Here is a 22,141-nt window from a genome sequence, read left to right on the forward strand (position 1 = left end):
CACCTATTCACGTTGGCGTGAACATTGGCAGATGTGCGAACATTGCGCAAGACGTAAATTAGAAGGAGTCAGCATGGAGCCGCAGCCGGTCCGGGCGATCACCGACGTGGAGACGATGCGGGCGTTGTCGGATCCGACCCGGGTCGCGATCCTGCGCCTGCTGATGAGCGGCGACCGCACGGCGCCGCCGGTGATGTCGGCGAAGGAGCTCGCGGCCGCGCTCGGCGAACCGCAGACGAAGCTCTACCGCCACCTCAAGCAACTCGAGGCGGCCGAGTTGATCCGGGTGGCGGAGACCCGGCTGGTGTCCGGCATCCAGGAGCAGCGGTATCAGACCGCCCAGCTGGACTTCGAGATCAGCCGCGACCTGGTCACGGACGAGGCGTCCGGGGAGTTCGCCGACACCCTGTCGGCGCTGTTCGGCGAGTTCCGCACCGAGCTGGTCGCCAATCTGAGCGCCGGGCGGGTCCCGATCGGCGCGGAGGCGCAGACGCCGCTCGGTCTGCTGATCGGGCGCGGGATGGTGCGGCGCGTGAGCCGGGACCGCGCCGCGGAGTTCCGGCGCCGATTGCTCGCTCTCCAGGCCGAGTTCGACGCCCTCGAGGACGACGATCCCGACGGCATCCCGGTGCACTTGCTGGTCGGCTGGTACGCCGTCACCGAGCCGGCTGCCGGCGAATGAGAAAGGGCTGTAGGCAACAGGTTCGTTGCCTACAGCCCGTAGATCACTTCCAGGCGCGGCGGCGGCCGTCGGTGGACTTCATCGGGCGGGTCGACTCCCAGACCCTGCGCCAGCGGGCCGCGTCGGGACCGGTCTGGGCCGGTGAGGCGCCGATCGCAGCACGGCGCCGGGACTCGTACCAGGTGGTCGACTCCTCGTCGAGGAGCGCCGAGACCGCGGACGCGATCCGGGGCGCGAAGTCGCGGGCGCTCTCACCCTCAGCGGCCCGCAGCGGGTCGCCGTACCGGACGTGAACTGCCGGGCGGCCCGGGACCGGCCAGCCGCGACCGCGAGGCATCGCGGCGAACGAGCCCTTGATGCCGACCGGGATCACCGGCACGTTGTGCTCGACGGCGAGGTACGCCGCACCCATCCGGAACCGCTGGATCCAGCCGTCCGGCGACCGCGTGCCCTCCGGGAACACGACCACGTTCCAGCCGTCGGCGAGCAGGTCGCCCGGGGTCGAGCTCAGGTTGCCGCCGCGGCGCTCGATCGGGAACGTGTTGAACACGATCGCCGACCCGGCCGCCCGCCACCAGGTGTCGAAGAAGTAGTCGGCCGCCGCCGCGAACGCGGTCTTGCGGCGCATCGCGTCCGGCAGCGACAGCAGCAGCAACGGGGTGTCGAGGTGCGACGAGTGGTTCGCGACGATGATCGCCGGGCCGTCGAGCTTCAGCAGCGAGTCGAGACCGCTGACCTGCGGGCTGACCTCGAAGTTCAGGACCGCGTTCAGCGGACCCTTCTGGATCAGGTCGCGGACCGCGATCGCGGCCGGCTTCCGGGCCCACTTGGTCGGGAAGACCGTGGTCTCCTTCGGGATCACGTACGGCTAGGCCGACCGCGGCACCTGCGGGCGCCGGCCCCACCGCCACCCGCGCGCGACCTGCTTGACGTCGCGCGCGGTGTCCCGGCTGAACTTCACCAGGCTGGTACCCATCAGCGCACGTCCGCGAGCAGGTGCGGCGGGTTGTGCAGGTAGGTGATCGACGGCGACCGGCCGACCGAGTGGCTGACCATCTCGAGCGCGTCCTGCAGCGTCGACGCGGACCGGAAGCCCATCCGCTCGACCGTCTTGCGGTTGGCGCCGACCCAGACGATGTCGCCACAGTGGTCCAGCGCGTGCGAGATCCAGTACCACATGTAGAACGGGTGCACGCCGTGGTACGCGTACGACGTCCGGTACAGGTGGATGTACCACGGGTCCTCGGCGTACTGCTTCTCGAACTTCGCCTCGATCGTGGCCGGATCGGTGCTCTCGGCAAGCACTTCCTCGAAGAAGTCGACGTACGACGGGTGGTGCAGCTGGCTGAACTCGTAGTCCACCGGGTGGTACAGGATCACCGCACCGTCCTTGCGGACGATCGGGTTGCCCCGGTAGGAGTTGAAGTAGTAGCCCAGGCCCATGCAGGCGGCCAGGATCGGGTTCATCACCGAGTTCACGTTGTACGGGCCGATGAACGGCACGCCCATGATCGCGACGTCGGACTGTCCCTGGACCTCGACCAGGTGCTGGCGGTGCACGTTCTCCAGCGTCTTGTCGTGCACCGGCTCGATCTTGCCGGCGTGTACTCCGGTCAGCCCGTAGTTGGACCGGACGTCGGTGAAGATCTTGTGCCGCAGCTTGGACGGTGCCGCCGCGAGCGCCCGCTTGGTGCCGAGCATCGAGGCCTGGTCCTTGATCGACCACTCCCACTCGCGCTTCTGCAGGAACTCCAGCGGTCCGCCGAAGATGTCGTTGTTCAGCGTGGTCTCGATCTGGAAGACCTTGACGTGCTGGGTCAGCACCGAGCCCATCCGCCAGGCCGACTCGTGCATCTTCGAGGCCTTGTGGTCCATGAAGGACCGCGAGTGGATCATCGTGTGGCTGTTGTGGTGGTGCTTCAGCGACTTGTACGACGCCAGTCCGATCGACGTCGACTTGTGGCCGCCGTCCATCGCCACCAGGTTCACGTTCACGTACACCAGCAGGTCGGACTCGGCCGCCCGCTTGGAGATCTCGACGTCCTCGCCGTGCTTGGTCTGACCGAGGTGGGTCAGGTTCGCGGTGTCCTCGGCGTCGAAGTTGTACAGCTTGCCGTCCGGGAAGAACGACCGGAAGACCCGCTCGCCGACGATGTCGCGCAGCTCGTTCGGGGTGAGCCGGCGGTGCAGCGCGTTCGCCGAGATCAGCTCGACGTCGTCGACACCGGCATCGGCGGCCATCGTCAGGACGGCCTCGATGATCCGCTGGCGGATGTCCGGCTTCTTCATCGGCGGCAGCGGGATGGAGATGTCGTCGAACGCGATCGTCAGCCGCATCCCGGCGTGCAGCAGCTCCGGCAGCGGCTCGGACTCGAGCGGGTGCAGCAGCGCGTTCTGGATCGCCTCCTCCACGTCCCGGACCGGCGGCAGCGCCTCCGGCGGGTACACCACCCGGGTACCGAGCGGGAACCGCTCCAGCAGGAAGCCCTCACCGTTGTGCACGAGCAGCGGCGGCGTCCGGTCGTCCACCTCAAGCACGAATCCTGGCCGAGACATGTTCAGAACCTCTCTCGTCGTACGTACGGCGCGGCCCTCATGAGGCCCTCACATCGAAAGCAACCTTGACTGTTCCCAGTCGGCCGGCGGAGTGCGCGTGGTCCAGCGCCTCACGCCAGCGGTACAGCGGATAGCGGGCTCCGACGATCCCGTCGAGCGGGGCCCGTCCGGCCAGCTCCAGCGCGGTCTCGAACGCCGGGCGGCCGTTCGGCTCCTCCCGCGCGGACGCGTAGGTGCCGGTCACCTCGAGCTCCCGGAACCACACCGGCGACAGGTCGGCGCCACTGGCCGGCATCCCGGACAGCACCACCCGGCCGCCGGCCTTCGTGACTCGCAGCACGGTGTCGATCGAGTCCTTGCTGCCGACCGCGTCGACCGCGACGTCCACGCCACCGAGCAGGAACTCGCCCGCACCGAAGTCCGGCTTGAGCCGGAACGCTCCGGTCGATCGCCGTACGCCGCGGAACACCTCGTCGGGTGCGACCACATCGCTGGCGCCGAACGCCCGCGCCAACTCGCGCTGCTTCGGGTGCTTGGCGACCACGGTGATCCGGCCGGCCTGAGTCAGCTCCCGCAACGCGAGCGTCGCGAACAGTCCGACCGCACCTGCGCCACTCACCAAGACCGACTGCCCCGGCTGAACCTTCGCCCGCAGCGCCGAGTGCACGGCGCCGGCGAGCGGCTCGACCAGCACTGCGCGCTCGTTGGTGAGTGCCTCAGGTACGGCGTACAGCTGGCTGCGGTGGGCGACCAGCATGTTCCCCCAGCCGCCACCGGTGTCCTGGCAGAACCCGGTCTGCAGGCCCGGCGCCACGTGGCCGACCGTGATCCTGTCGCACCGGTTGGTGTTCCCGGTGACGCAGTTCTCGCACGGCTCGACACCGCGGGCCGCGCAGGTGAGCACGGAGTCCATTACGACCCGGGTGCCCTTCGGCAGGTCCTCGCAGTCGTCGAGCAGCTCGCCGACGATCTCGTGCCCCGGTACGAACGGCATCGACACCACGGCGGAGAAGTACAGCTTCGTCGAGCCGGTCACCATGCCGAGGTCCGAGCCGCAGATACCGGACAGGATCGGGCGGATCCGGGCCCAGCCCGGCCGCTCGGCCTTCGGCTCGTTGATGGTCACCAGGCGCAGTGGCGCGGCCGGCCCGGTCAGGATGCCGGGGATGCGGCCGCCTACCGCCTTGGCCGCCAGGAACTTGGCCGGCGACCGGTACATCTCAAGAGCGAGCATCATCGGGCGTTCACCCCAGGGAGCTCCAGACGGGACGAGGTGGACGGGGTCTTCCAGTCGACGATCTGCCAGCGCGCGGCCCGGGCGGCCCGGAACAGCGACACGTCCGGCGAGACAGCGACCGGGTTGCCGACCACCGACAGCATCGGCAGGTCCGAGTGGCTGTCGGCGTAGGCGTACGACTTGGACAGGTCGATGTTGGTCTGCCGGGCGTGGTGCTTGATCCACGCGGCCCGGGACTCACCGACCAACGGCGGACCGGACAGGAATCCGGTGCATCGACCGCGGTCGTCGACGGCCAGCTCGGCCGCGACGATCTCGTCGAACAGCGGCTCCAGCGGCCGGGTCAGCGGCCGGACCGCGCCGGTGATCAGGATCGTCTTGTGCCCGGCCGCGCGGTGCTCGCGGATTCGCCGTACCGCAGCGCCGCTCAGCCTCTCGAGCACGTGCTCGGCGAGGACCTCGTCGACGATCTGGTTCAGCTCCTCCAGGTCCGCACCGGCGTACCGGCGGTAGATCGTGCGGAGGAACGTGCCGCGGTCCTTGCGCTCGGCCGCGATCAGCTTCGGCAGCTTGCGGAGCATCGCGCCGATCTCGCCGACCCGCTGCGGGCCGTCCAGCTCGGGCAGCCGCATCCACAGGTAGGTCTCGATCACGTTCGACGACAGCAGCGTGCCGTCCATGTCGAACGCGGCGATGACCTGCTCGTCCTGCGACGGCTCGACCTTCTTCAGTACGCCGGCAGACTCGGCCAGCGCCTTGTTCCGCTTCTTCCGTACGACGTCCAGCCGGCGCATCGACTCTGTGACGCTCGGGCAGTGCAGCTCTTGCAGGTAGTACTGCCAGTCGACGACCGAGGTGTCGCAGGCGAACTTCTCCCGGTCGTCACCCTCGAGCGCGTTGTGCAGCGCGAGCACGTTGTCGTCGATGAACTGCAGCTCCGCCTGCGCGTACTCGGAGTACAGATCCATGTAGCGGCGAAGGAAGTCGAGGCGCCGCTTCTGTACGTCGAGTTCGCGGGCGTACTTACGGACCCGTTCGCTCCGCGGCACCGTGGTGATGATCCGGTCGGCGATCTTGTGCGCCTTCTCGCCGTACCGCAGCATCGTCTCGACCGAGTCGCCGCCGGGGAACTTCCACACCGGCAGCCGGACCGCGCCACGCTCGCCGAGGTCGAACGGGTGCTTGGAGAAGTACTCGCGAACTCCGGCGTACAGCTGCTCGAAGGTCAACGGGTTCCGGGAGCCGGAGCCGATGTGGTAGTACTCCGGCTTGCTCAGCTCGGGCTCGGTCGCCATCACCGCGCAGATCGCGCCGACGACGTGGTCGACCGGGATGATCTCGATCACCGAGTCCGGCGAGGCCGGGAATTCGGGCAGCTCACCGCGACCGTAGGCCAGGATCAGCGGCTCGGCCATCTTGAAGCCCTCGATCCAGCCCGGGTGCGGGCTCTGGAGCGCGGACTCGATGATCGCCGGCCGGACGATGGAGGTCGGCAGCTTGCCGGAGAACTCCTCCACCACCCGCTCGCCGAGCGCCTTGGTGAATGTGTAGCAGTCGGTCCAGCCGAGGCTGCGGGCCCGCTCGGTGCCGGTCTCGACCAGCTTCTTCGCGACCCACTCGGTACGGCGGCGCTCGGTGTCGGCCGCGGCCGTCAGGTGACCGGCGCGGCGGTGCTCCCGCTCGGCCTCCTTGCGGAACTTGGCCAGCATCTGCGCGGACCGGGACTGCTCCTCGATCCGGGGCTTCATCGCCATCCCGGCCTCGGCCTCGGTCCGCCAGTCGACGCTGTGCTCGACCGACGCCTCCGGGATCGCGCCGCGTCGACGACCCGCGGTGTAAGCGGTGGAGATGTGCACGTAGTGGACCGGGCGGCCGGTCTCGACGATCCGCTCGAGCAGGCTCTTGGTGCCGAGCACGTTGGTCGTGAACGCCTCATGGATCGGCGGATCGAAGCTGACGTCGCCGGCGCAGTGCACGACGATGTCGAGATCCTTCGGCAGCTCCGGTACGTCGGACATGTCGCCGTTGATCACCTGGATCCGGGCCGCGCTCAACGCCTCGGCGCCGGCGTGCTCGGTGCCCTCGCCGTAGAACGGCTTGAAGATGTCCTTGCGCAGCAGCTGCGCCATCCGATCGGTGCCGGTCAGCGAACCCTTCGGACGGATGATCGCCACCACGGAGGTCCCGGGCAGGTCGCCGAGGATCCGGTGCAGCAGGGCCTCACCGACGAAACCGGTGACGCCGGTGACCAGGACCTTCTTGTCCTTGAGCTTGTCGGCCAGACTCACTTGTTGCCTCCACGCGTGAGTTCGAGTGCCTGTTCCAGGGTGAACGCGCCGGCGTACAAAGCCTTGCCGACGATGACGCCTTCGACGCCGTCGGGGACCAGCGTGCTCAGGGCCTCGAGGTCGTCGAGGCTCGAGACGCCGCCCGACGCGACGATCGGCTTGTCGGTGCGCGCACACAGGTCGCGGTACAGCTCCAGGTTCGGGCCCTGGAGCATGCCGTCCTTGGTGACATCGGTGACCACGTACCGCTCGCAGCCGGCCGCTTCCAGCCGGGCGAGCACCTCGTACAGGTCGCCGCCTTCCTTGGTCCAGCCGCGGGCAGCGAGCGTGCGACCGCGGACGTCGAGTCCGATGGCCACGCGATCGCCGTACTGCTGGATGATCCGGTCGCACCACTCCGGGTCCTCGAGCGCGGCGGTGCCGATGTTGACCCGCCGCGCGCCAGTTGCCAGCGCCGCGGCCAGGGAGTCGTCGTCGCGGATGCCGCCGGAGAGTTCGACCTGTACGTCGAGCTTGCCGGTCACCTCGGCCAGGAGTTCACGGTTGCTGCCGCGGCCGAACGCCGCGTCCAGATCGACCAGGTGGATCCACTCCGCGCCGGCGTCCTGCCAGGCCATCGCAGCGGCCAGCGGATCGCCGTACGACGTCTCGCTTCCGGCCTCGCCCTGCACCAGCCGAACCGCCTGCCCGTCCGCCACATCGACGGCAGGCAGCAGCACCAGGTTGCCTGACCGGGGCGGTGGGGTGGGGAACGAATCTGACACTGACATGGGCCACACCCTAGAGGGAGTTCCTGAAGGATTCGTAACCCGGAGGCCCGCTGAGTCGTTGAGATCCGATCTGTCTCAGCAATACCAGTGCGGTTAGTGGTCCTATACGTAGGCTGGTCTGGTGGTGACTGTCGCGCAACTCGAAACCGACCCGCATCCGACTCTCGCGCAGGTGCGACCGATCGGGTGGATCGAGGCGTTGAACAGTTGGGTCGTCACGTCCCGCGCACTCGCGCTGGCGGTCCTGCGTGATCCGGACACGTTCACGGTCGACGATCCTCGGTTCTCGACAGCGCAAGTGGTCGGCCCGTCGATGCTGTCCCTCGACGGCGGTCCGCACAAGGCACACCGCGACCCCTTCGAGTCCCCGTTCACCCTCGCGGAAACCCGCCGTCGCTTCACCGGTCCGGTCCAGCAGACCGTCGACGAACTGATGGCAGCCCTGAAACAACCTTCGGACCTTCGCACGGCGCTTGCCGGTCCGTTGTCGGTCGCGGTGGTTGCGTTGTCGCTTGGTCTGCCGCCGGCGTCGGCCTCGACGGTGCTCGACTGGTACACCGCGATCTCCACCTCCGTGTCCGGCGTCTCGGCCGGCCACCCGATCACCGCCGAAGGCACCGCGGCCTTCGCCGAGCTCCACAAACACGTTGCCGCAGGCATCGACTCGGCGGACTCACTGATCGCGACGGCCGCGCATGCCGGACTCGGTGTGGACGAGGTCGTCGCGAATGCCGCCGTACTGATGTTCGGCGGGATCGAGACCACCGAGGGCATGATCACCAACGCCCTCTGGCATCTCCTCAGCCACCGCGACCAACTCGACCTGGTCCTGGCCGACCCGTCCCTCCTCCCCAACGCGATGGAGGAATCGCTCCGCCTCGAACCAGCCGCCGCCGTCGTCGACCGCTACGCGACCCGCGACATCGACCTGGCCGGCACCAAGATCCGCCGCGGCGACATGGTCACCGTCTCGCTCGCCGGCGCGGGCCGCGATCCGGAGGTGTTCGAGTCGCCCGACAAGTTCGACGTACGCCGGGCCAACGCCCGCCGGCATCTCGCCTTCGCCAGCGGACCGCACATCTGCCTCGGCATGCACCTGACCCGCCTCGAAACGCTCACCGCATTGGAAGCGGTAGTCCGTCTTCCCGGCCTTCAACTGGCTGCGGACTCACCCCCGCCGACCGGTCTCGTCTTCCGCAAGCCGACGGCCCTGAACGTCAGTTGGGACGAGTGAGCACCAGCGTCGTCGCGGAATAGACGGGCATCTCACGATCCGGATCCCGCTCCGCGTCCTCGGCGAACCTGGCGAACCCCGCGTCCATCTCGTCCGCCGGCAGGTGCTCGAACGTCGACAGCGCGCGATGACTGAGCCGCTCGTACCTCTCCTGCAGAGTCCGCGGCTCTTCGGCGGTGATCGCCACGACGTCGTCGGCCGGCGCCAGCCCGGCCTCGGTCGCGAGCGCCTTCGTGTCTGCCAGCGAGCTGTACATCGCGGCGTCGACCTCCCGCGCGGACGGGAAGTACTCGTACCAGAACAGGTCCGGCATCAGGTCCGCGAACTGCGTGCGCAGCAGCGCCACTCCCCCGGGCCGCAACACCCGGCAGACCTCGCGCAGACCCTGCAACTGGTCCGGGAAATGATGGAACGACAGGAACATCAGCACCGCGTCAACCGATGCCTCAGGCAACGGAATGTCCTCGGCGCTGCCCTTGAGGTACGTCACGCCCGGATGCGGCGACTGCTCGGCCGTCTCACGCATCCGGTCCGACGGCTCCACGCCGTACACCTGCCCCTGGAACTCCGCGGCCAGACCTGGAGTCAGCCGGCCCGTCCCGCTCCCGAGGTCGAGGACATCCAGCGGACGCCGCTCCGGCAGGTACGTGGCGAACGCCCCGGTCCAGCGACGCACTTCGGCCGGCGGCATCCCCCGGCCCGCGACGTACACACTGCCCATCCGACCGTTGTAGTCGACCATGCCGACACCCTATCCGTGCAGAAGGACACTACGTACACATGTAGCACCTAGTACACCTGAGCGCGACCGTCCTCGCGCGTACGGCGTATCGCGGGTGTACTACCCGTTCTTAGGTACATCAGAACACGTCGTACGCCAGGCGCAGGATGAGCGCAGAGACGACGACCAGGAAGATGATGCGGACGAAACGGCTGCCGCGGGCGACCGCGGTGCGGGCGCCGAGGAGGCCGCCGAGCATGTTGGCCGCGCCCATGATCAGGCCGAGTCCCCACAGCGGTGCGCCGTGCAGTGCGAAGACCGCGATCGCGCCCAGGTTGGTGGCCACGTTGGCGATCTTCGCCTTGGCGCTGGCCTGCAGGAAGTTGTACCCGAGGAAGCCGACCAGCGCGAAGATCAGGAACGACCCCGTCCCCGGCCCGACCGCGCCGTCGTAGAACCCGATGAGTACGCCGACCGCACTCGCCGCGACGTAGTGGTCGCGACCGTCGAACCGCAACGCGGTCCGGGCACCGAGGGACGGCTTCATCGCGGTGTAGATCGCCACGACGATCAGCAGCACCAGCACGATCGGCTTGAACCACGACATCGGGATCTTCGTCGCCACCAACGCGCCGGCCGCCGCGCCGAGCCCGGCCAGGATCGCCAGTGGTACGACGGTCTTCCGGTCGGGCCGGACCTTCACGCCGAACGTGACCGCGCTGGTCGTCGTACCGCACAGGGACGAGATCTTGTTGGTCGAGAGGATCTGCGCCGGTGACGCGTTCGGCAGTCCGAGCAGCATCGCGGGCAGCTGCAGTAGCCCGCCGCCACCGACCACGGCGTCGATCCAGCCGGCCGCGAAGGCGGCGATCACCAGGAATAACAGGGTCCACAAAGAGATATCAGGCACAGCGGTACGTCCTCACGGACCCGATGATCAGGTAAGGGCATCGTACGACTCAACCCTTACATCGCTGGGTGAGACCGGCGTCGGGAAGAATGGCCGGGTGAAGTTCCTACTGCTGATCCACAACAACGCCGAGGCCCTCGCGCAGTTCACCGAGCAGCAGCTGATCGAGATGTCCGGCGGTCGCGACCAGATCGCCGCGACGGCGCGCGCCTTCCTGGAGACCGGCGAGCTGGTCTCGGTCCTTTCCCTGGCCGATCCTGCAGTGGCGACCAAGGACGTTCAGTTGGTCGCCGGTACGCCGGTGATCTCGGACCGTCCGCTGCTGGAGACGAAGGAGTACCTGGCCGGCGCGATGGTGCTGAACTGCGCCTCGGTGGAGCGTGCGCTCGAGATCGCGACCCACATCCCGCTGGTGAACTTCCGGCGGGTCGAGCTCCGGGAGATCACCCTCGACCAGGACGACTTCTTGGCGCAACTCAACGAGTCGTGACCGCTGAACTGGAGGCGGCGATCAGGGCGGCGGCGCCGCGGGCGTTGGCTGCGCTGGTGCGGCGGTACGGCGTTTTCGATCAGTGTGAGGATGCCGTGCAGGAGGCGCTGGTCGACGCGTTCGTGCAGTGGCGGGCGAAAGGCGTACCCGAGCAGCCGATCGGCTGGCTGATCAGCGTCGCGTCTCGGCGGATGATGGACGGCTGGCGGCGGGACAACGCGCGCCGGCAGCGTGAGCTGAACGACCACCTGCGTGCGCCGGCCGATGAGTACGACCCCGACGACTACCGCGAGGACGCCGACGACACGGTCCGGCTGCTCGTGCTGTGTTGTCATCCGGCGCTAACGCCGGCCTCGCAGATCGCGCTGACGTTGCGCTCGGTCGGCGGTCTGACCACGGCCGAGGTGGCCGCGGCCTTGCTCGTCAGCGAGACCACGGTCGCGCAGCGGATCAGCCGAGCGAAGCGATTGCTCAAGGACGCACAGTTCGAGCTGCCGACGGCCGAGGAGTACGACGTACGACTCCGCGCCGTACTGCATGTGCTCTATCTGATCTTCAATGAAGGGCATACGGCCAGCGCCGGCGATTCGTTGCAGCGCGTGGATCTGGCCGCGGAGGCGCTCCGGATCACTCGGCTCCTGCACCACGCCGTCGGCGGCTCCGGTGAGGTCAGCGGCCTACTGGCGTTGATGATCCTCACCCACGCCCGCCGAGACGCACGGACAGGACCCGGTGGCAACCTGATCCCGGCCGACCGGCAGGACCGGACCCGCTGGTACGCCGACGAGATCGCCGAAGGCACCCGCCTCGTGGAGGAGACGTTGCGTTCCGGCGCCGTCGGCCCGTACCAACTGGAGGCTGCGATAGCTGCGGTGCACAGCGAGGCCGACTCGGTCGAGACCACCGACTGGGAACAGATCGCGGGCCTCTACCGGATCCTCCAGCAGGTCGATCCGAGTCCGATGGTGACGCTGGGAGCCGCTGTCGCGATCGCGATGACCGACGGCCCGGACGCCGGCATCGCGATCGTCGAAGGGCTGGCCGACGACCGGTACCTCGGCGACCACCATCGCCGCCTGTCGGTCCTCGCCCACCTGCACGAACTCGCCGGCCGCCCGGACCTGGCCCGGTCGAACTACCTTGCCGCGCTGGAGCGCACCCGGAACGCTGCCGAGCAGAACTATCTGCGCGACCGCATCGCCCACCTCATCAAGTGACGCCGGCCGCCGGTCCACTCCGGCCGCGGCGGCACGCTCAACGCGCTGCGGAACACGTGGCCCGGATCGACGGCCTGCTTGAGTGCGGCCAATCGGGCGCGAGTTGCCTCCGGGTAGCAGCTGTCGAGGTCGGCGTCCGTCGGGTTGGACAGGAAGTTCATATACGCGCCGTTCGGCCGCAGGGTCTGCCAGAGCGCGTCGAAGTCCTCGGCCTGCGAGCCCTGCTGCTCGGGCGTTCCCATCAGCACCGAGTTGACCATGAACTGCGCGTCGCGGTGGGCGAACGCGGTCGCATCCGCGGGCATCGCACCGAACGCTCCGCCAAGTGCCCGAATCTCCATGGCCAACCCCGGGATCCGCTGGCGGCCTTCGAGCAGACGGTCAGTCAGGTCGGGCGACCACGCGTCGAAGAAGCCGTTGCGGATCCGCGGGCGCCAGTCCGCGGGCATCGACATGTCCGAGAACACTTCGGCGTACGGCACCTCGGCGACGTTGTCGGTGAGCAGCGTGCCGAGGTTGCGTAGTGGTTCGAGGACCTCGTCTGGGTCGCCGCTAACGCAGACCATCACAGCGACCGGGACCTGCCGGTCGGCCATCATCGTCGGCGCCAACTGCAGCGACGACGTGAGTGCCTCGGGCGCACCCGCCATGCACTCCGCCCAGCCGGCCATGACCTGCGCTGCTTGGGTCCACGGGTACAGCAGCGTTCCGAAGTGCACGGTCTGCTGACGTACGGCGGTGATGTCGTACGACGTGACCACGCCGAGGCTGCCCGCGGCGCCGCGGACTCCCCAGAACAACTCTGGTTCCGTCGCCGCGTCAACCCGGCGTACCGAACCGTCAGCGGTGACGACCTCGGCGGAGACCACGTTGTCGATCGCCAGCCCGTGCTTGCGAACCATCCAGCCGATGCCGCCGCCCGCCATCAACCCACCAACGCCGACGCTCGCCGTGTCCCCTGACGAGATCGCCAGCCCGACCTTCGCGAGTCGCTCGGCCACGTGACCCCAGGTAGCTCCGGTGCCGACTCGCACGATGTCGTCCGGAAGCACCTGGACCTGGTCCATCGGCCGTACGTCGATCACGACGCCACCGTCGTTCGTACCGAGGCCGGCCGCGTGATGTCCGCCGCTCCGTACGGCGATCGGCAGGTCCTCAGCCTCGGCGTACTTCAATGCAGCCACCACATCAGCCGGTCCCGTGCACCGCACGACCACCCGCGGCCGTCCTGCGTTCATGATCACGCGCCCGGCGTCCAGGTACTCCGGATCGCCGTCGGCGAGGACCTCCCCCGCCACCACCTCACGAAGCTCATCGATCCCCCGGCCGACCCGAACCACTGCAGATTCCCTCATCGCCAACTCCCTCGATCCCAGACGCCCCCTCAGGCGTCTCGCACCGGGATCGGAGCCGGCAGACGATCCTCGACATGCCGCGTCAAAAAACTTCCGGCCCCGCTCCCTGAGCGGGAACGGGGCCGGAAGAACGACGATCAGTTGCGCACTGTGCTGACCAGGTGGTCGACGATGTCGGCGACGGGGATGTCGGCGCGGTCGCCGGAGCGGCGGTCCTTGACCTCGATGGTGCCGTCGGCGAGACCCTTGCCCACCACCGCGATGGTCGGGACGCCGATCAGCTCGGCGTCCTTGAACTTCACGCCCGGGGAGACCTTCTCGCGGTCGTCGTAGATGACGGACAGCCCGCGGGACTCCAGCTCGGCGGCGATCTCGGCCGCCTTCTCGAAGATCGCAGTATCCTTGCCAGTGGCAACCAGATGTACGTCGGCCGGCGCGATCTCACGCGGCCAGATCAGACCGAGCTCGTCGTGGTTGCCCTCGGCGATCGCGGCCACCGCGCGGGTAACACCGACACCGTAGGAACCCATCGTGACCGTGACGAGCTTGCCGTTCTGGTCGAGCACCTTGAGGTCCAGCGCATTGGCGTACAGGCGGCCGAGCTGGAAGATGTGGCCCATCTCGATCCCGCGCGCTGCCTGCAGCGGACCCGAACCGTCCGGCGCCTCGTCACCGTCACGGACCTCGGCGGCCTGGATCGTGCCATCCGCGGTGAAGTCGCGACCGTGCACCAGGTTGATCACGTGGAAGCCGGACTTGTCCGCACCCGTCACCCACGCCGAACCCTGCGCCACCCGCGGGTCGAGCAGGTAGCGAATACCGGAGGTGTTCTCCTTGCCCAGCACGCCAGGACCGATGTAGCCCTTGGCCAGCGACGGGTACTTCTCGAAGTCGGCCTCCTCGAAGGCCGCGACCTCGGCCGGCTCCACCTGGGCACCGAGCCGCTTCTCGTCGATGGCCCGGTCGCCCTGTACGCCGATCGCCAAGGGCTCGCGCGTCCCGTCCGGGTGCACCAGCATCACCAGCACGTTCTTCAACGTGTCGGCGGCGGTCCAGTCGCGGCCGTCTGCGCGCGGGTGCTTCGCGTTCAGCGCGTCGACGAGCGTGTCGATGGTCGGCGTCTCCGGCGTGTCCACGACCTCGGCGGCCGGTACGCCGGATGCGTCCACCGGCGCCGACTGCGGGACGACGACCGCCTCAACGTTGGCGGCGTACCCACCCGCGGAGCGGACGAAGGTGTCCTCGCCGTTCTCCGCGATCGCCAGGAACTCCTCGGACCGCGACCCGCCCATCGCGCCGGACATCGCCTTCACGATCACGTAGTCGAAACCGAGCCGGTCGAAGATCTTGATGTACGCCTCGCGGTGCAGCTCGTACGACGCGGCCAGGCCCTCGTCGTCGACGTCGAAGGAGTACGAGTCCTTCATCACGAACTCGCGCCCGCGCAGCACGCCGGCCCGCGGCCGCGACTCGTCGCGGTACTTGTTCTGGATCTGGTAGATCGACAGCGGAAGGTCCTTGTACGACGAGTACAGGTCCTTCACGACCAGGGTGAACATCTCCTCGTGGGTCGGGCCGAGGAGCATGTCGGCGCCCTTGCGGTCCTTCAGCCGGAAGATGTTCGGCCCGTACTCGGTCCAGCGGCCGGTGGCCTCGTAGGGCTCGCGGGGCAGCAGCGCCGGGAACACCAGCTCCTGCGCGCCGATCGCGTCCATCTCCTCGCGGACGATCCGCTCGACATTGCGCAGCACCCGCAGGCCCAGCGGCAGCCAGGTGTAGATGCCGGGCGCGGCCCGCCGGACGTAGCCGGCCCGGACCATGAGTTTGTGGCTCGGGACCTCCGCGTCCGCCGGATCCTCGCGAAGGGTGCGGAGGAACAGCGACGACATACGCAAAATCACGGGAGTCTCCAAGCGTGCAAAAACAGGAATCAGGACGTCACAGAGAATATCCGCCCGGCGGACATGCTCTCACCACGTTATCCACAGGTCACTCGCGGGCAGCCTTGAGCGCCCAGCGAATCAACGGTAGCTGCAACGGCAAACGCGCAAACGCGACCGCCTGGGCGGTCGGCGACCCCTTCTTCCGCAGGTCAGCGGCCATCTGCACGTTCGCCGGGAACACCGCGACCAGCAGCCCGGCGCTCGCCAGCCCGGCCAGCCGCCTCGTCCGCGGGTGCAGCAGCCCGGCCGCGCACGCGAGCTCGGCGACCCCAGAGGCGTACACGAGTTCCTTCTTGCGCGGCAGCACGCGAGGCACGATCTGCTCGAACGGCTCCGGCTTCACGAAGTGCAGCGTGCCGAGCACGCCGAACAGAACGGCCAGGCTCTTGGTGCTTCGCGAAACCATGGGCCGGAGCCTACCCGACGGTAATCACGGTAGCTGCCCGTACGGCGTCCCGGCGGCCTGAGCGGCATAAACCAACGCTGGTTTCAGCAACGGCCAGAACGTCGAGGAAACACACGAGTACGCCGGCAGGAACCCGGCGCACCATCCCACCTTCGGCCCGATCTCGAAGGTGTACGACGGCACGCCGCGCGTCCCGTACAACCAGTCGGTGGTCGAGCCCGGCGTGAAGTACCCGATCCCGCCGTCCCCGGTGAAGACCGGATAGCCCGTGAACCCACCCATCTTGTTGCCTAGGGCCACCAATGCGTCCCGGTCCGGCGCGGCCGCGCCGGTGTAGCCCCAGGGAGCCAGGATGTCGTCGCCGTAGCTGTGCAGCGTCACGAAGACACCGGTCGTGCTCGCGGCGGCCGAGTCGTCGACACCGCGCTTGGTGTCGGGAAAGATCCTGGCCAGGAAGCCCTGGATCGCTGCGGTCTCCGGCTCGGACGCCGCCTTCGCACCTGGGTACATCTCGTCGCAGGGACCGCCCTGATCACCGTCCCACTGGAACGACGAGTTCCGGTTCAGGTCGACTCCGGGGTAGCCCGCGCGGCAGCCGCCGGCGCTGTCGTCGACGTTCTTCCGTTGCAGGAGCGGCCGCGTCGGGTTCGACGCGACCACGTCCACTCCGTCCGGGTTCGCGATCGGCACGACCCACAGTTCGCGGGTGTCCAGCAGCGCGGTGATCTCAGGGTCCACGCCGTACGACGAGACGAGCAGGTCGATCCACCGGTACGCGATCTCGCCGGTCGCGAGCTCGCGCGCATGGATCTGCGCGTGCACGACGAACTTGGGCTTCTTCCCGGTGCTGTGCAACGCGCAATCGCCGGCCGCGAGCTTGGTGATGCACAAGGCCTGGATGTCGTGCCCGCCCTGTCCCTTCGCCTTCTTCCACGAATCGCCGATGTCGTAGAGCTTCACCAGATCCGGGTGCGCCGCGGCAACGGCCGCATTGTGCTGCTCGTGGCCCGCGGTGGTGTGATACCCGCCGTAGTACGTCGCCTCCAGTACGACGACCGGTGGAGCGGCCGACGAGTGGCCGGTCGACGACATCAGGACGAGAGCACTGGTGCACAGGAGAACGGCGAGCCTTCGCACGATGACCAGCCAACCCGACAACCGATCGTCGGGGATCACGGAGAGTGCGCGGTATCAGAACAGAATCGTCGCGAAGGTTTCGACGGTCCGGAAACCGACGCGTTCGTACGCCGCTCTGGCCGGCAGGTTGAACGCGTTCACATAGAGCGTCACCACCGGAGCGATCTGGCGAGCCAGTTCAACCACCGCCGCCATCCCGGGCGCGGCCAGCCCCCGGCCGCGGTACTCCGGATCGACCCAGACCCCTTGGATCTGGCAGACCCCGGTCCCGACCGACCCGACCTCAGCCTTGAACACGACCCGCCCGTCCTCGATCCGCGCGAACGCCCGCCCGAGCCGGATCAGCTCGGCCACCCGCGACCGGTAGAAGGTCCCGTCCGGCCCGGTCTGCGGCGGTACGCCGACCTCCTCGGTGTACATCGCCACGCAGGCCGGGTACAGGATCGGCAACTCGACCGGCTCCACCGCCCGGACCAGCGGATCCGGCTCGATCAGCGGCAGCCCCTCGATCACCATGAACGGCTGGTCGTCGCGGACCTCGCGGGCCGGACCCCAGTGCGGCTCAAGGATCTCCCACAGCTGCTCGACCGCACGTGCCTGCCCGAGGATCTGGAAGCAGTTCCGGCCCCGCCGCATCGCGTACGCCGCGAACGCCCGCAGCGCCGCGTCGTCCGCCCCGACCGGGACCATGTTCCCACCGGCATGACACAGTGCCTCGAGGGCGCCCTTGTCGACGTACCCCCAGACCTCGGCGCCGCGGCGCGGGTCGAGTCCGGACGCCTGCACGAGGCTGTCGACGAACACGTTGATGACCGGATCGCGGGCGATGACCGCGCGCGCCGCCGCGAGGTCGCGAGGACCGAGAACCCGTACGCCCACGGGCAGAACCTAGCGGATCATCGCCGCCGACGTATGCAATGGGGCCGCGAATCAGGCCAGGTCGGCGTCCTGCCCGGCCGCGATCCGGCGCAACGGCGAGGTCCAGGCGATGACGACACCGGCGCATCCGCACAGCCCCATCAGCACCATCCCGGTCCGCGGACCAAACGCGTTACCGAGCACACCGCCGAGCACCGAACCCAGCGTCCAGCCGACTCCCCAGGACAGCATCCGGCCCGCCGTGTTGACCCGGCCGAGCAGCTTCTCCGGCGTCACCTGCTGCCGGTACGAGATCGCGTTCACGATCACCAGCACGTACGCCGAGCCCCAGACGAGCAAGGCGAGCGCGGCGACGATCCAGTGTGTCGACAGCGGCGAGAGGACTCCGAGGAGCGCCGAGACCGGCAGCGCGTAGAGCGTGATCGCGGCGGGCGGCATCCGCTTCAGCAACCGCGGCAGACTCAGCGCTGCGATCAGCCCGCCGATCCCCCACGTTCCCCAGACGAGTCCGAAGCGGAGTCCCGACGTACCGACGTGCAGAACGCGGTCGCACCAGACCACGATCAGCGCCATGAACCCGCCGCCGGCGAACGACTGCACGCTGCCGACGATCGTCATCGTCCGCACACCGGCGTGCCCGATCAGGTAACGCAGGCCGTCACCGATGTCGGTCAGGACCACCCGCGGCCGCAGCGGCGGCTGACCGGCGCGCGACTCGGACATCGCCCGGACGATCCCGCGGACGGCGAACGCGGACGCCGCGAAGCTCAGTGCGTCGAGCGTGAGCAGGCTGGCCGGATCGAGTACGGCGAGGGTCAGGCCGGTCAGCGGCGGGACGAAGAGCTCGATCAGGCTTGAGGCCGTCCAGACCGCGGAGTTCGCCTGGGCGACTCGGGCGCGGCCGACCAGGACCGGTAGCGCGCCGAAGTTCGCACCGTCGAAGAACGTGTAGACGGCCTGCACCGTGAACGCCACCACCAGGACCTGCGCGACCGTCAGCACGCCGAGCAGGTGCGCGACCGGCACCGACCCGACGAGGACAGCGTTGACGCAGTCCGCGGTGACCATCGTCCGCCGCCGGTTCCAGCGGTCGGCTAGCGCGCCGGCGAACAGCCCGGCCAGCAGGTACGGCGCTGACTCGAGAGCGGTCACCAGCGCGGTGAGGACGGTCGAACCACTCAGCCGGTAGACGAGCACCGGCAGGGCGATCGCCGTCACCATCGAGCCGGTGATCGACAGGGCGCGAGCCAGCCAGTACCGCCGGAAGTCCGGGTCGTCGCGCAGCCGCTCGGGCGTCACCGTCATGGCCGAATCTTGCAACTTCAGGTCCGGTCGAGGTCAATGGCCATCCACATCAGGTCATCACCAAGATCGCGGTCCGGGGTTCGCGTGGGCTCGATGAAGCCTTGTGAACGGTAGAAGCCGATCGCCTGCTCGTTCGCGACCAGGACGTCGAGCAGCAACTCCGGCGTACCTTCCGGAAGGGCGGCGATCGCGGCGTCGAGGAGTGCTTTGCCGACTCCCTTGCCCTGGTGATCGGGGAGGACGTACAGCTTCCACATCACCCAGTAGTCGTCCTGACGGCCGAGTCCGACCATGCCTACGAGCTCGTCTTGATAGGCCGCGACCAGGGTGATGCCTTTGCTGATACCGCGTTCGACGGCTTCCGGCGACCACCACTGGGCCAGTCCGTCGGTGATGAAGTCCTGCGGCACCAGTCCGGCGTACGCGACCGGCCAGGTGCTCAGACCGATCTGGCGGACGGCGTCGACGTCGTTGAGCTCGGCCCGGCGTACGGCGATCATCCGTGCACCACTACGAGCTGGCCGTCCGGATCGACGATCTCCAGGCCGGCGGCGGTCCGGGTGACCTGATAGTTGTCGAGGCGGGCCTGTACGTCGTCCAGGTCCTCGGTGGTGCTCAGGTCCAGCCGGACGGCGAACTCGCCGTCGTCCGGTCCGAACCGGACGGTTGCACCGACGCCTTCGAGGAAGCGGCGCCAGGCCGGCTCTTCGGCACCGGTCAGGTACGGCGTGACCGACCAGCGATCGTCTGGACGTACGTCGTGCACCTTGTACCCGTACATGTCCTCGGCCCGCTCGTCGACCCAGATGACGACCGAATCGGGCGCGGTCACCGACAACACCCGCCCGTACGCCTCGTCGAAGACCGTCGCGTCGACGAACCCCACCTGCTCCAGCCGGTCTCTGAGCTCGTCGATCTTCTCCGCCTCGAACGAGAGCCTCGTCTGCCCCGGCTGCCCGCCAGTACTACTGCTCGCGGCATCGTGCAGCGCGACCATCCCCCGACCGGTCAGCATGTCGACCCAGCCGCCCCGCTCGGACTCGATCCGCGACCGCAACCCCAGCGTCTCGAGGAACGCGCGCATCGCGTCCACATCGGCCGTGAACCGCAGCGGCCTCATCACCACGTCGTTCATCCCCGCGCCTCCCCGTGCTTGTCCAGGTACTCCGTCAACGCCTGCTCGACCAACGCCGACAGACTGGCCGCCTCGTCGATCGCCTTGTGCTTCACCCGCCGCACCAATCCAGGCGGCAGATACACGTTGAACTGCACCTTCTTGCCACCGTCATCCGCCATGGCTATATTGCTAGCATTCTAGATGGCTAACAGTCAATCAGCAGGGAGTCCAGCAATGAATCTCCGTTTCGACCACCTCGGCCTGCTCACCGACAGCCGGGAGAAGAACCAGGACCTGGCGGACTTCTTCTCCGGCGTGCTCGGCCTGGAGATCTCCGGCAACGCCGGCGAGGGGTACGCCGAGGTGAAGGCCGGGGCGATCACGATCGCGCTGCACACCGGGGCGATGGTCGACGACTTCGGCGCACACGGCGGCACGCTGTTGCAATTCAGCAGCGACGACGTACGCGCCGACATCGAAGAGATCCGCGAGCGCGGCGGCAAGGTAGTCCTAGAGCCGATCGACACGGACTGGGGTACCACCTCGGCGTACGTCGCCGGTCCCCACGGCGTACTGGTAGAGCTCTACAAGTTCAACAGCTAGGCCTGGTTCGGGGATCACGGCGATCGTGACCTACCGGGTCGAGGTGACGGTGCTTGTCGATGGCAACGAAGCGCAGTTCCCGTCGTACGCGAGCACGGTGTGGACCAACGTCAGCGGTGAATGGCGGATTGCGTTCCACCAACAGACAGCACTCTGACGCCCCCGACCATGCCGCGGCTGCGGGCGTCCACGCCATCACAATGCCGCACTCGGGAGCCGGCCAGGCGGGGCCGCCGCTACCTGGCCCTAGTTGTGATGGCCCGGCGGTACGCGCTGCAGCTTGCACCGGCGCAGTCAGGAGCCAGCCAATCGTCTGCGGGTGGCTGCCCGGCAGTGAGTGGAGTGGCGGTTATCGGCTGACGTCGGGGGTCCTTTGGGGCGCGGTCGTGGGCCGGTTGGCCTCCCAGGCTTGTTCAACGCCAGGCTGCCACTCCCGCCACAGGTCCGCGGCGCGTGCCTCGATCCTCGCGTTGAGCGAAGCCTTACCCGCGTCTCCGCCGCTGTGCTCCTGAGTCATCCCACCAAGCTAGGGGCGACCGGGGTCAGGGCTTCGTCGAGGTCTTTCAGGAGTTTGGCCTTCGGGCGGGCACCTACGACGGACCAGATCATTTCGCCGCGGTGGAAGAGGATGAGGGTCGGGAGTGCCATCACTCGGTAGCGGGCGGAGATCGCTGGGTTCTCGTCGGAGTTCAGCTTGACCACGTTCAGCCGCTCGCTGCGCTCGGCCGCGATCTGGGCCAGCACGGGCGCGATCTGGTGGCAGGGCGGGCACCACTCGGCCCAGAAGTCCACTAGTACGGGCTTGTCGGACCGCAGTACGACGTCCTCGAAAGTGGCCTCGTCGACGGTGTTCAGATCACTCATAGTTGATTCATCCTCCGGCTCTCGGCATCGGTCAGGAGGTCGGTCAGCCGGGCCCGCAGATCGGTGAGCTCCTCGATCCGCCGGTCCACGTCCGCGATCCGGGTCCGGTACGCCGTCAGCGAGGCCGGGCACACGTCCGCCCGTTCGTTGCCGGCCCGCAGGCACTCGATGAACGGGTACGTCTGCTCGGCGGTCAGCCCGAGACTGAGCAGCGCCTTCACCTCGCGCACCACGACCACGTCGTCCGCGTCGTACGCCCGGTAGCCGTTCGCCTCCCGGCGTGGCTTGAGCAGCCCTTGCGACTCGTAGTACCGCACCGCCTTGACCGTCACACCGGCCTCGGCCGCCAGATCGCTGATCCGCATCCCGCCTCCTTCACCCCGACGCTAAACCTTGCCCCTGGGGTCAAGGTCAAGCCAGGATAGGC

The 22,141-nt window shown here is 68.3% G+C and carries 24 protein-coding genes; 6 read left to right on the forward strand and 18 right to left on the reverse strand.

All coding sequences use genetic code 11. The features are described 5' to 3' along the window. The first annotated feature begins 73 nt into the window (after positions 1-73). Positions 74-682 (forward strand): ArsR/SmtB family transcription factor, encoded by a 609-nt coding sequence (locus tag EV650_RS09815; RefSeq protein WP_166678069.1) that lies wholly within the window; start codon positions 74-76, stop codon positions 680-682. Between the two features lie 43 nt (positions 683-725). Here the strand turns inward: EV650_RS09815 and EV650_RS09820 are convergent, their stop codons facing one another. The 5 genes from EV650_RS09820 to priA form a co-directional block, all read right to left on the reverse strand. Then, a complete protein-coding gene (locus EV650_RS09820; protein WP_238174118.1) occupies positions 726-1,544 on the reverse strand; it encodes a lysophospholipid acyltransferase family protein in 819 nt (272 codons plus the stop codon). A gap of 113 nt (positions 1,545-1,657) precedes the next feature. Continuing rightward, a complete protein-coding gene (gene larAH, locus EV650_RS09825; protein ID WP_134117489.1) occupies positions 1,658-3,238 on the reverse strand; it encodes an NPN-dependent hydroxyacid isomerase, LarAH14/15/16 family in 1,581 nt (526 codons plus the stop codon). Between the two features lie 37 nt (positions 3,239-3,275). Continuing rightward, positions 3,276-4,475, reverse strand: coding sequence for a zinc-dependent alcohol dehydrogenase (locus EV650_RS09830; protein WP_134117491.1), 1,200 nt, complete (start codon positions 4,473-4,475; stop codon positions 3,276-3,278). Next, a complete protein-coding gene (locus EV650_RS09835) occupies positions 4,472-6,763 on the reverse strand; it encodes an HAD-IB family hydrolase (RefSeq protein WP_134117493.1) in 2,292 nt (763 codons plus the stop codon). Before EV650_RS09835 ends, EV650_RS09830 begins: the two co-directional genes overlap by 4 nt. Then, on the reverse strand, positions 6,760-7,533 hold the full coding sequence (gene priA / locus EV650_RS09840) for a bifunctional 1-(5-phosphoribosyl)-5-((5-phosphoribosylamino)methylideneamino)imidazole-4-carboxamide isomerase/phosphoribosylanthranilate isomerase PriA (protein ID WP_134117495.1): 774 nt from the start codon (positions 7,531-7,533) through the stop codon (positions 6,760-6,762). Before priA ends, EV650_RS09835 begins: the two co-directional genes overlap by 4 nt. A gap of 121 nt (positions 7,534-7,654) precedes the next feature. On the opposite strand from priA, the gene EV650_RS09845 reads away from it, so the two are divergent. Then, positions 7,655-8,767: a cytochrome P450 gene (locus EV650_RS09845; RefSeq protein WP_134117497.1), complete on the forward strand. Its 1,113-nt coding sequence runs from the start codon at positions 7,655-7,657 to the stop codon at positions 8,765-8,767. On the opposite strand, the gene EV650_RS09850 is transcribed toward EV650_RS09845, so the two are convergent. Both EV650_RS09850 and EV650_RS09855 read right to left on the reverse strand, forming a co-directional pair. Further along, entirely contained in the window at positions 8,751-9,509 is a 759-nt protein-coding gene (locus EV650_RS09850) for a class I SAM-dependent methyltransferase (protein ID WP_134117499.1), read from the reverse strand. The two genes, EV650_RS09845 and EV650_RS09850, sit on opposite strands and share 17 nt — an antisense overlap. 118 nt (positions 9,510-9,627) lie before the next feature. Continuing rightward, complete coding sequence (locus EV650_RS09855) at positions 9,628-10,398, reverse strand: sulfite exporter TauE/SafE family protein (RefSeq protein ID WP_134117501.1); 771 nt, start codon at positions 10,396-10,398, stop codon at positions 9,628-9,630. Positions 10,399-10,495: 97 nt separating this feature from the next. Here EV650_RS09855 and EV650_RS09860 point away from each other — a divergent pair, with 97 nt between their 5' ends. Both EV650_RS09860 and EV650_RS09865 read left to right on the forward strand, forming a co-directional pair. Beyond that, on the forward strand, positions 10,496-10,888 hold the full coding sequence (locus tag EV650_RS09860) for a YciI family protein (RefSeq protein WP_134117503.1): 393 nt from the start codon (positions 10,496-10,498) through the stop codon (positions 10,886-10,888). Beyond that, the gene (locus EV650_RS09865) at positions 10,885-12,105 is read left to right on the forward strand and encodes an RNA polymerase sigma factor (protein ID WP_134117505.1); all 1,221 of its coding nucleotides are present in this window, start codon (positions 10,885-10,887) and stop codon (positions 12,103-12,105) included. Before EV650_RS09860 ends, EV650_RS09865 begins: the two co-directional genes overlap by 4 nt. Here the strand turns inward: EV650_RS09865 and EV650_RS09870 are convergent. The 9 genes from EV650_RS09870 to EV650_RS09910 all read right to left on the reverse strand — a co-directional run bounded on the left by EV650_RS09870 (position 12,069) and on the right by EV650_RS09910 (position 20,426). Next, the gene (locus EV650_RS09870; RefSeq protein ID WP_134117507.1) at positions 12,069-13,460 is read right to left on the reverse strand and encodes an FAD-binding oxidoreductase; all 1,392 of its coding nucleotides are present in this window, start codon (positions 13,458-13,460) and stop codon (positions 12,069-12,071) included. The two genes, EV650_RS09865 and EV650_RS09870, sit on opposite strands and share 37 nt — an antisense overlap. A 137-nt stretch (positions 13,461-13,597) precedes the next feature. Next, positions 13,598-15,361 (reverse strand): proline--tRNA ligase, encoded by a 1,764-nt coding sequence (locus tag EV650_RS09875; RefSeq protein WP_134117509.1) that lies wholly within the window; start codon positions 15,359-15,361, stop codon positions 13,598-13,600. 88 nt (positions 15,362-15,449) lie between these two features. Then, the gene (locus EV650_RS09880; protein ID WP_134117511.1) at positions 15,450-15,809 is read right to left on the reverse strand and encodes a DoxX family protein; all 360 of its coding nucleotides are present in this window, start codon (positions 15,807-15,809) and stop codon (positions 15,450-15,452) included. 24 nt (positions 15,810-15,833) lie between these two features. Next, on the reverse strand, positions 15,834-16,946 hold the full coding sequence (locus EV650_RS09885; protein ID WP_238174119.1) for a M14 family zinc carboxypeptidase: 1,113 nt from the start codon (positions 16,944-16,946) through the stop codon (positions 15,834-15,836). A gap of 54 nt (positions 16,947-17,000) precedes the next feature. After that, entirely contained in the window at positions 17,001-17,825 is an 825-nt protein-coding gene (locus EV650_RS09890) for a GNAT family N-acetyltransferase (protein ID WP_134117513.1), read from the reverse strand. A 51-nt stretch (positions 17,826-17,876) separates the two neighbouring features. Continuing rightward, positions 17,877-19,130 (reverse strand): MFS transporter, encoded by a 1,254-nt coding sequence (locus tag EV650_RS09895; RefSeq protein WP_134117515.1) that lies wholly within the window; start codon positions 19,128-19,130, stop codon positions 17,877-17,879. A gap of 17 nt (positions 19,131-19,147) precedes the next feature. Beyond that, complete coding sequence (locus EV650_RS09900) at positions 19,148-19,630, reverse strand: GNAT family N-acetyltransferase (protein WP_134117517.1); 483 nt, start codon at positions 19,628-19,630, stop codon at positions 19,148-19,150. Further along, positions 19,627-20,265, reverse strand: coding sequence for a VOC family protein (locus EV650_RS09905; RefSeq protein ID WP_134117519.1), 639 nt, complete (start codon positions 20,263-20,265; stop codon positions 19,627-19,629). The genes EV650_RS09900 and EV650_RS09905 overlap by 4 nt, the downstream gene beginning before the upstream one ends. After that, positions 20,262-20,426 (reverse strand): ribbon-helix-helix domain-containing protein, encoded by a 165-nt coding sequence (locus EV650_RS09910; RefSeq protein WP_134117521.1) that lies wholly within the window; start codon positions 20,424-20,426, stop codon positions 20,262-20,264. Before EV650_RS09910 ends, EV650_RS09905 begins: the two co-directional genes overlap by 4 nt. A gap of 55 nt (positions 20,427-20,481) precedes the next feature. On the opposite strand from EV650_RS09910, the gene EV650_RS09915 reads away from it, so the two are divergent. After that, positions 20,482-20,850, forward strand: a complete 369-nt coding sequence (locus EV650_RS09915; protein WP_166678070.1) for a VOC family protein — start codon at positions 20,482-20,484, stop codon at positions 20,848-20,850. 25 nt (positions 20,851-20,875) lie between these two features. Continuing rightward, complete coding sequence (locus tag EV650_RS40955; RefSeq protein ID WP_238174120.1) at positions 20,876-21,007, forward strand: hypothetical protein; 132 nt, start codon at positions 20,876-20,878, stop codon at positions 21,005-21,007. A gap of 356 nt (positions 21,008-21,363) precedes the next feature. Here the strand turns inward: EV650_RS40955 and trxA are convergent, their stop codons facing one another. Both trxA and EV650_RS09925 read right to left on the reverse strand, forming a co-directional pair. Next, positions 21,364-21,714 (reverse strand): thioredoxin, encoded by a 351-nt coding sequence (gene trxA / locus EV650_RS09920; protein WP_134117526.1) that lies wholly within the window; start codon positions 21,712-21,714, stop codon positions 21,364-21,366. After that, on the reverse strand, positions 21,711-22,079 hold the full coding sequence (locus EV650_RS09925) for a MerR family transcriptional regulator (RefSeq protein WP_134117528.1): 369 nt from the start codon (positions 22,077-22,079) through the stop codon (positions 21,711-21,713). Before EV650_RS09925 ends, trxA begins: the two co-directional genes overlap by 4 nt. Positions 22,080-22,141: the final 62 nt, after the last annotated feature.

Origin of the sequence: Kribbella kalugense (assembly GCF_004365875.1) — a bacterium.
GTDB lineage: Bacteria > Actinomycetota > Actinomycetes > Propionibacteriales > Kribbellaceae > Kribbella > Kribbella kalugense.

What these genes read in the sequence shown, in the direction of transcription:
- EV650_RS09880 (WP_134117511.1), bottom strand. Translation starts at nt 15,809, where the DNA reads ATGGTTTCGCGAAGCACCAAGAGCCTGGCCGTTCTGTTCGGCGTGCTC.
- EV650_RS09905 (WP_134117519.1), bottom strand. Translation starts at nt 20,265, where the DNA reads ATGAACGACGTGGTGATGAGGCCGCTGCGGTTCACGGCCGATGTGGAC.
- EV650_RS09910 (WP_134117521.1), bottom strand. Translation starts at nt 20,426, where the DNA reads ATGGCGGATGACGGTGGCAAGAAGGTGCAGTTCAACGTGTATCTGCCG.
- EV650_RS09830 (WP_134117491.1), bottom strand. Translation starts at nt 4,475, where the DNA reads ATGATGCTCGCTCTTGAGATGTACCGGTCGCCGGCCAAGTTCCTGGCG.
- trxA (WP_134117526.1), bottom strand. Translation starts at nt 21,714, where the DNA reads ATGAGTGATCTGAACACCGTCGACGAGGCCACTTTCGAGGACGTCGTA.
- EV650_RS09925 (WP_134117528.1), bottom strand. Translation starts at nt 22,079, where the DNA reads ATGCGGATCAGCGATCTGGCGGCCGAGGCCGGTGTGACGGTCAAGGCG.
- EV650_RS09870 (WP_134117507.1), bottom strand. Translation starts at nt 13,460, where the DNA reads ATGAGGGAATCTGCAGTGGTTCGGGTCGGCCGGGGGATCGATGAGCTT.
- priA (WP_134117495.1), bottom strand. Translation starts at nt 7,533, where the DNA reads ATGTCAGTGTCAGATTCGTTCCCCACCCCACCGCCCCGGTCAGGCAAC.
- EV650_RS09900 (WP_134117517.1), bottom strand. Translation starts at nt 19,630, where the DNA reads ATGATCGCCGTACGCCGGGCCGAGCTCAACGACGTCGACGCCGTCCGC.
- larAH (WP_134117489.1), bottom strand. Translation starts at nt 3,238, where the DNA reads ATGTCTCGGCCAGGATTCGTGCTTGAGGTGGACGACCGGACGCCGCCG.
- EV650_RS09850 (WP_134117499.1), bottom strand. Translation starts at nt 9,509, where the DNA reads ATGGTCGACTACAACGGTCGGATGGGCAGTGTGTACGTCGCGGGCCGG.
- EV650_RS09915 (WP_166678070.1), top strand. Translation starts at nt 20,482, where the DNA reads ATGAATCTCCGTTTCGACCACCTCGGCCTGCTCACCGACAGCCGGGAG.
- EV650_RS09895 (WP_134117515.1), bottom strand. Translation starts at nt 19,130, where the DNA reads ATGACGGTGACGCCCGAGCGGCTGCGCGACGACCCGGACTTCCGGCGG.
- EV650_RS09815 (WP_166678069.1), top strand. Translation starts at nt 74, where the DNA reads ATGGAGCCGCAGCCGGTCCGGGCGATCACCGACGTGGAGACGATGCGG.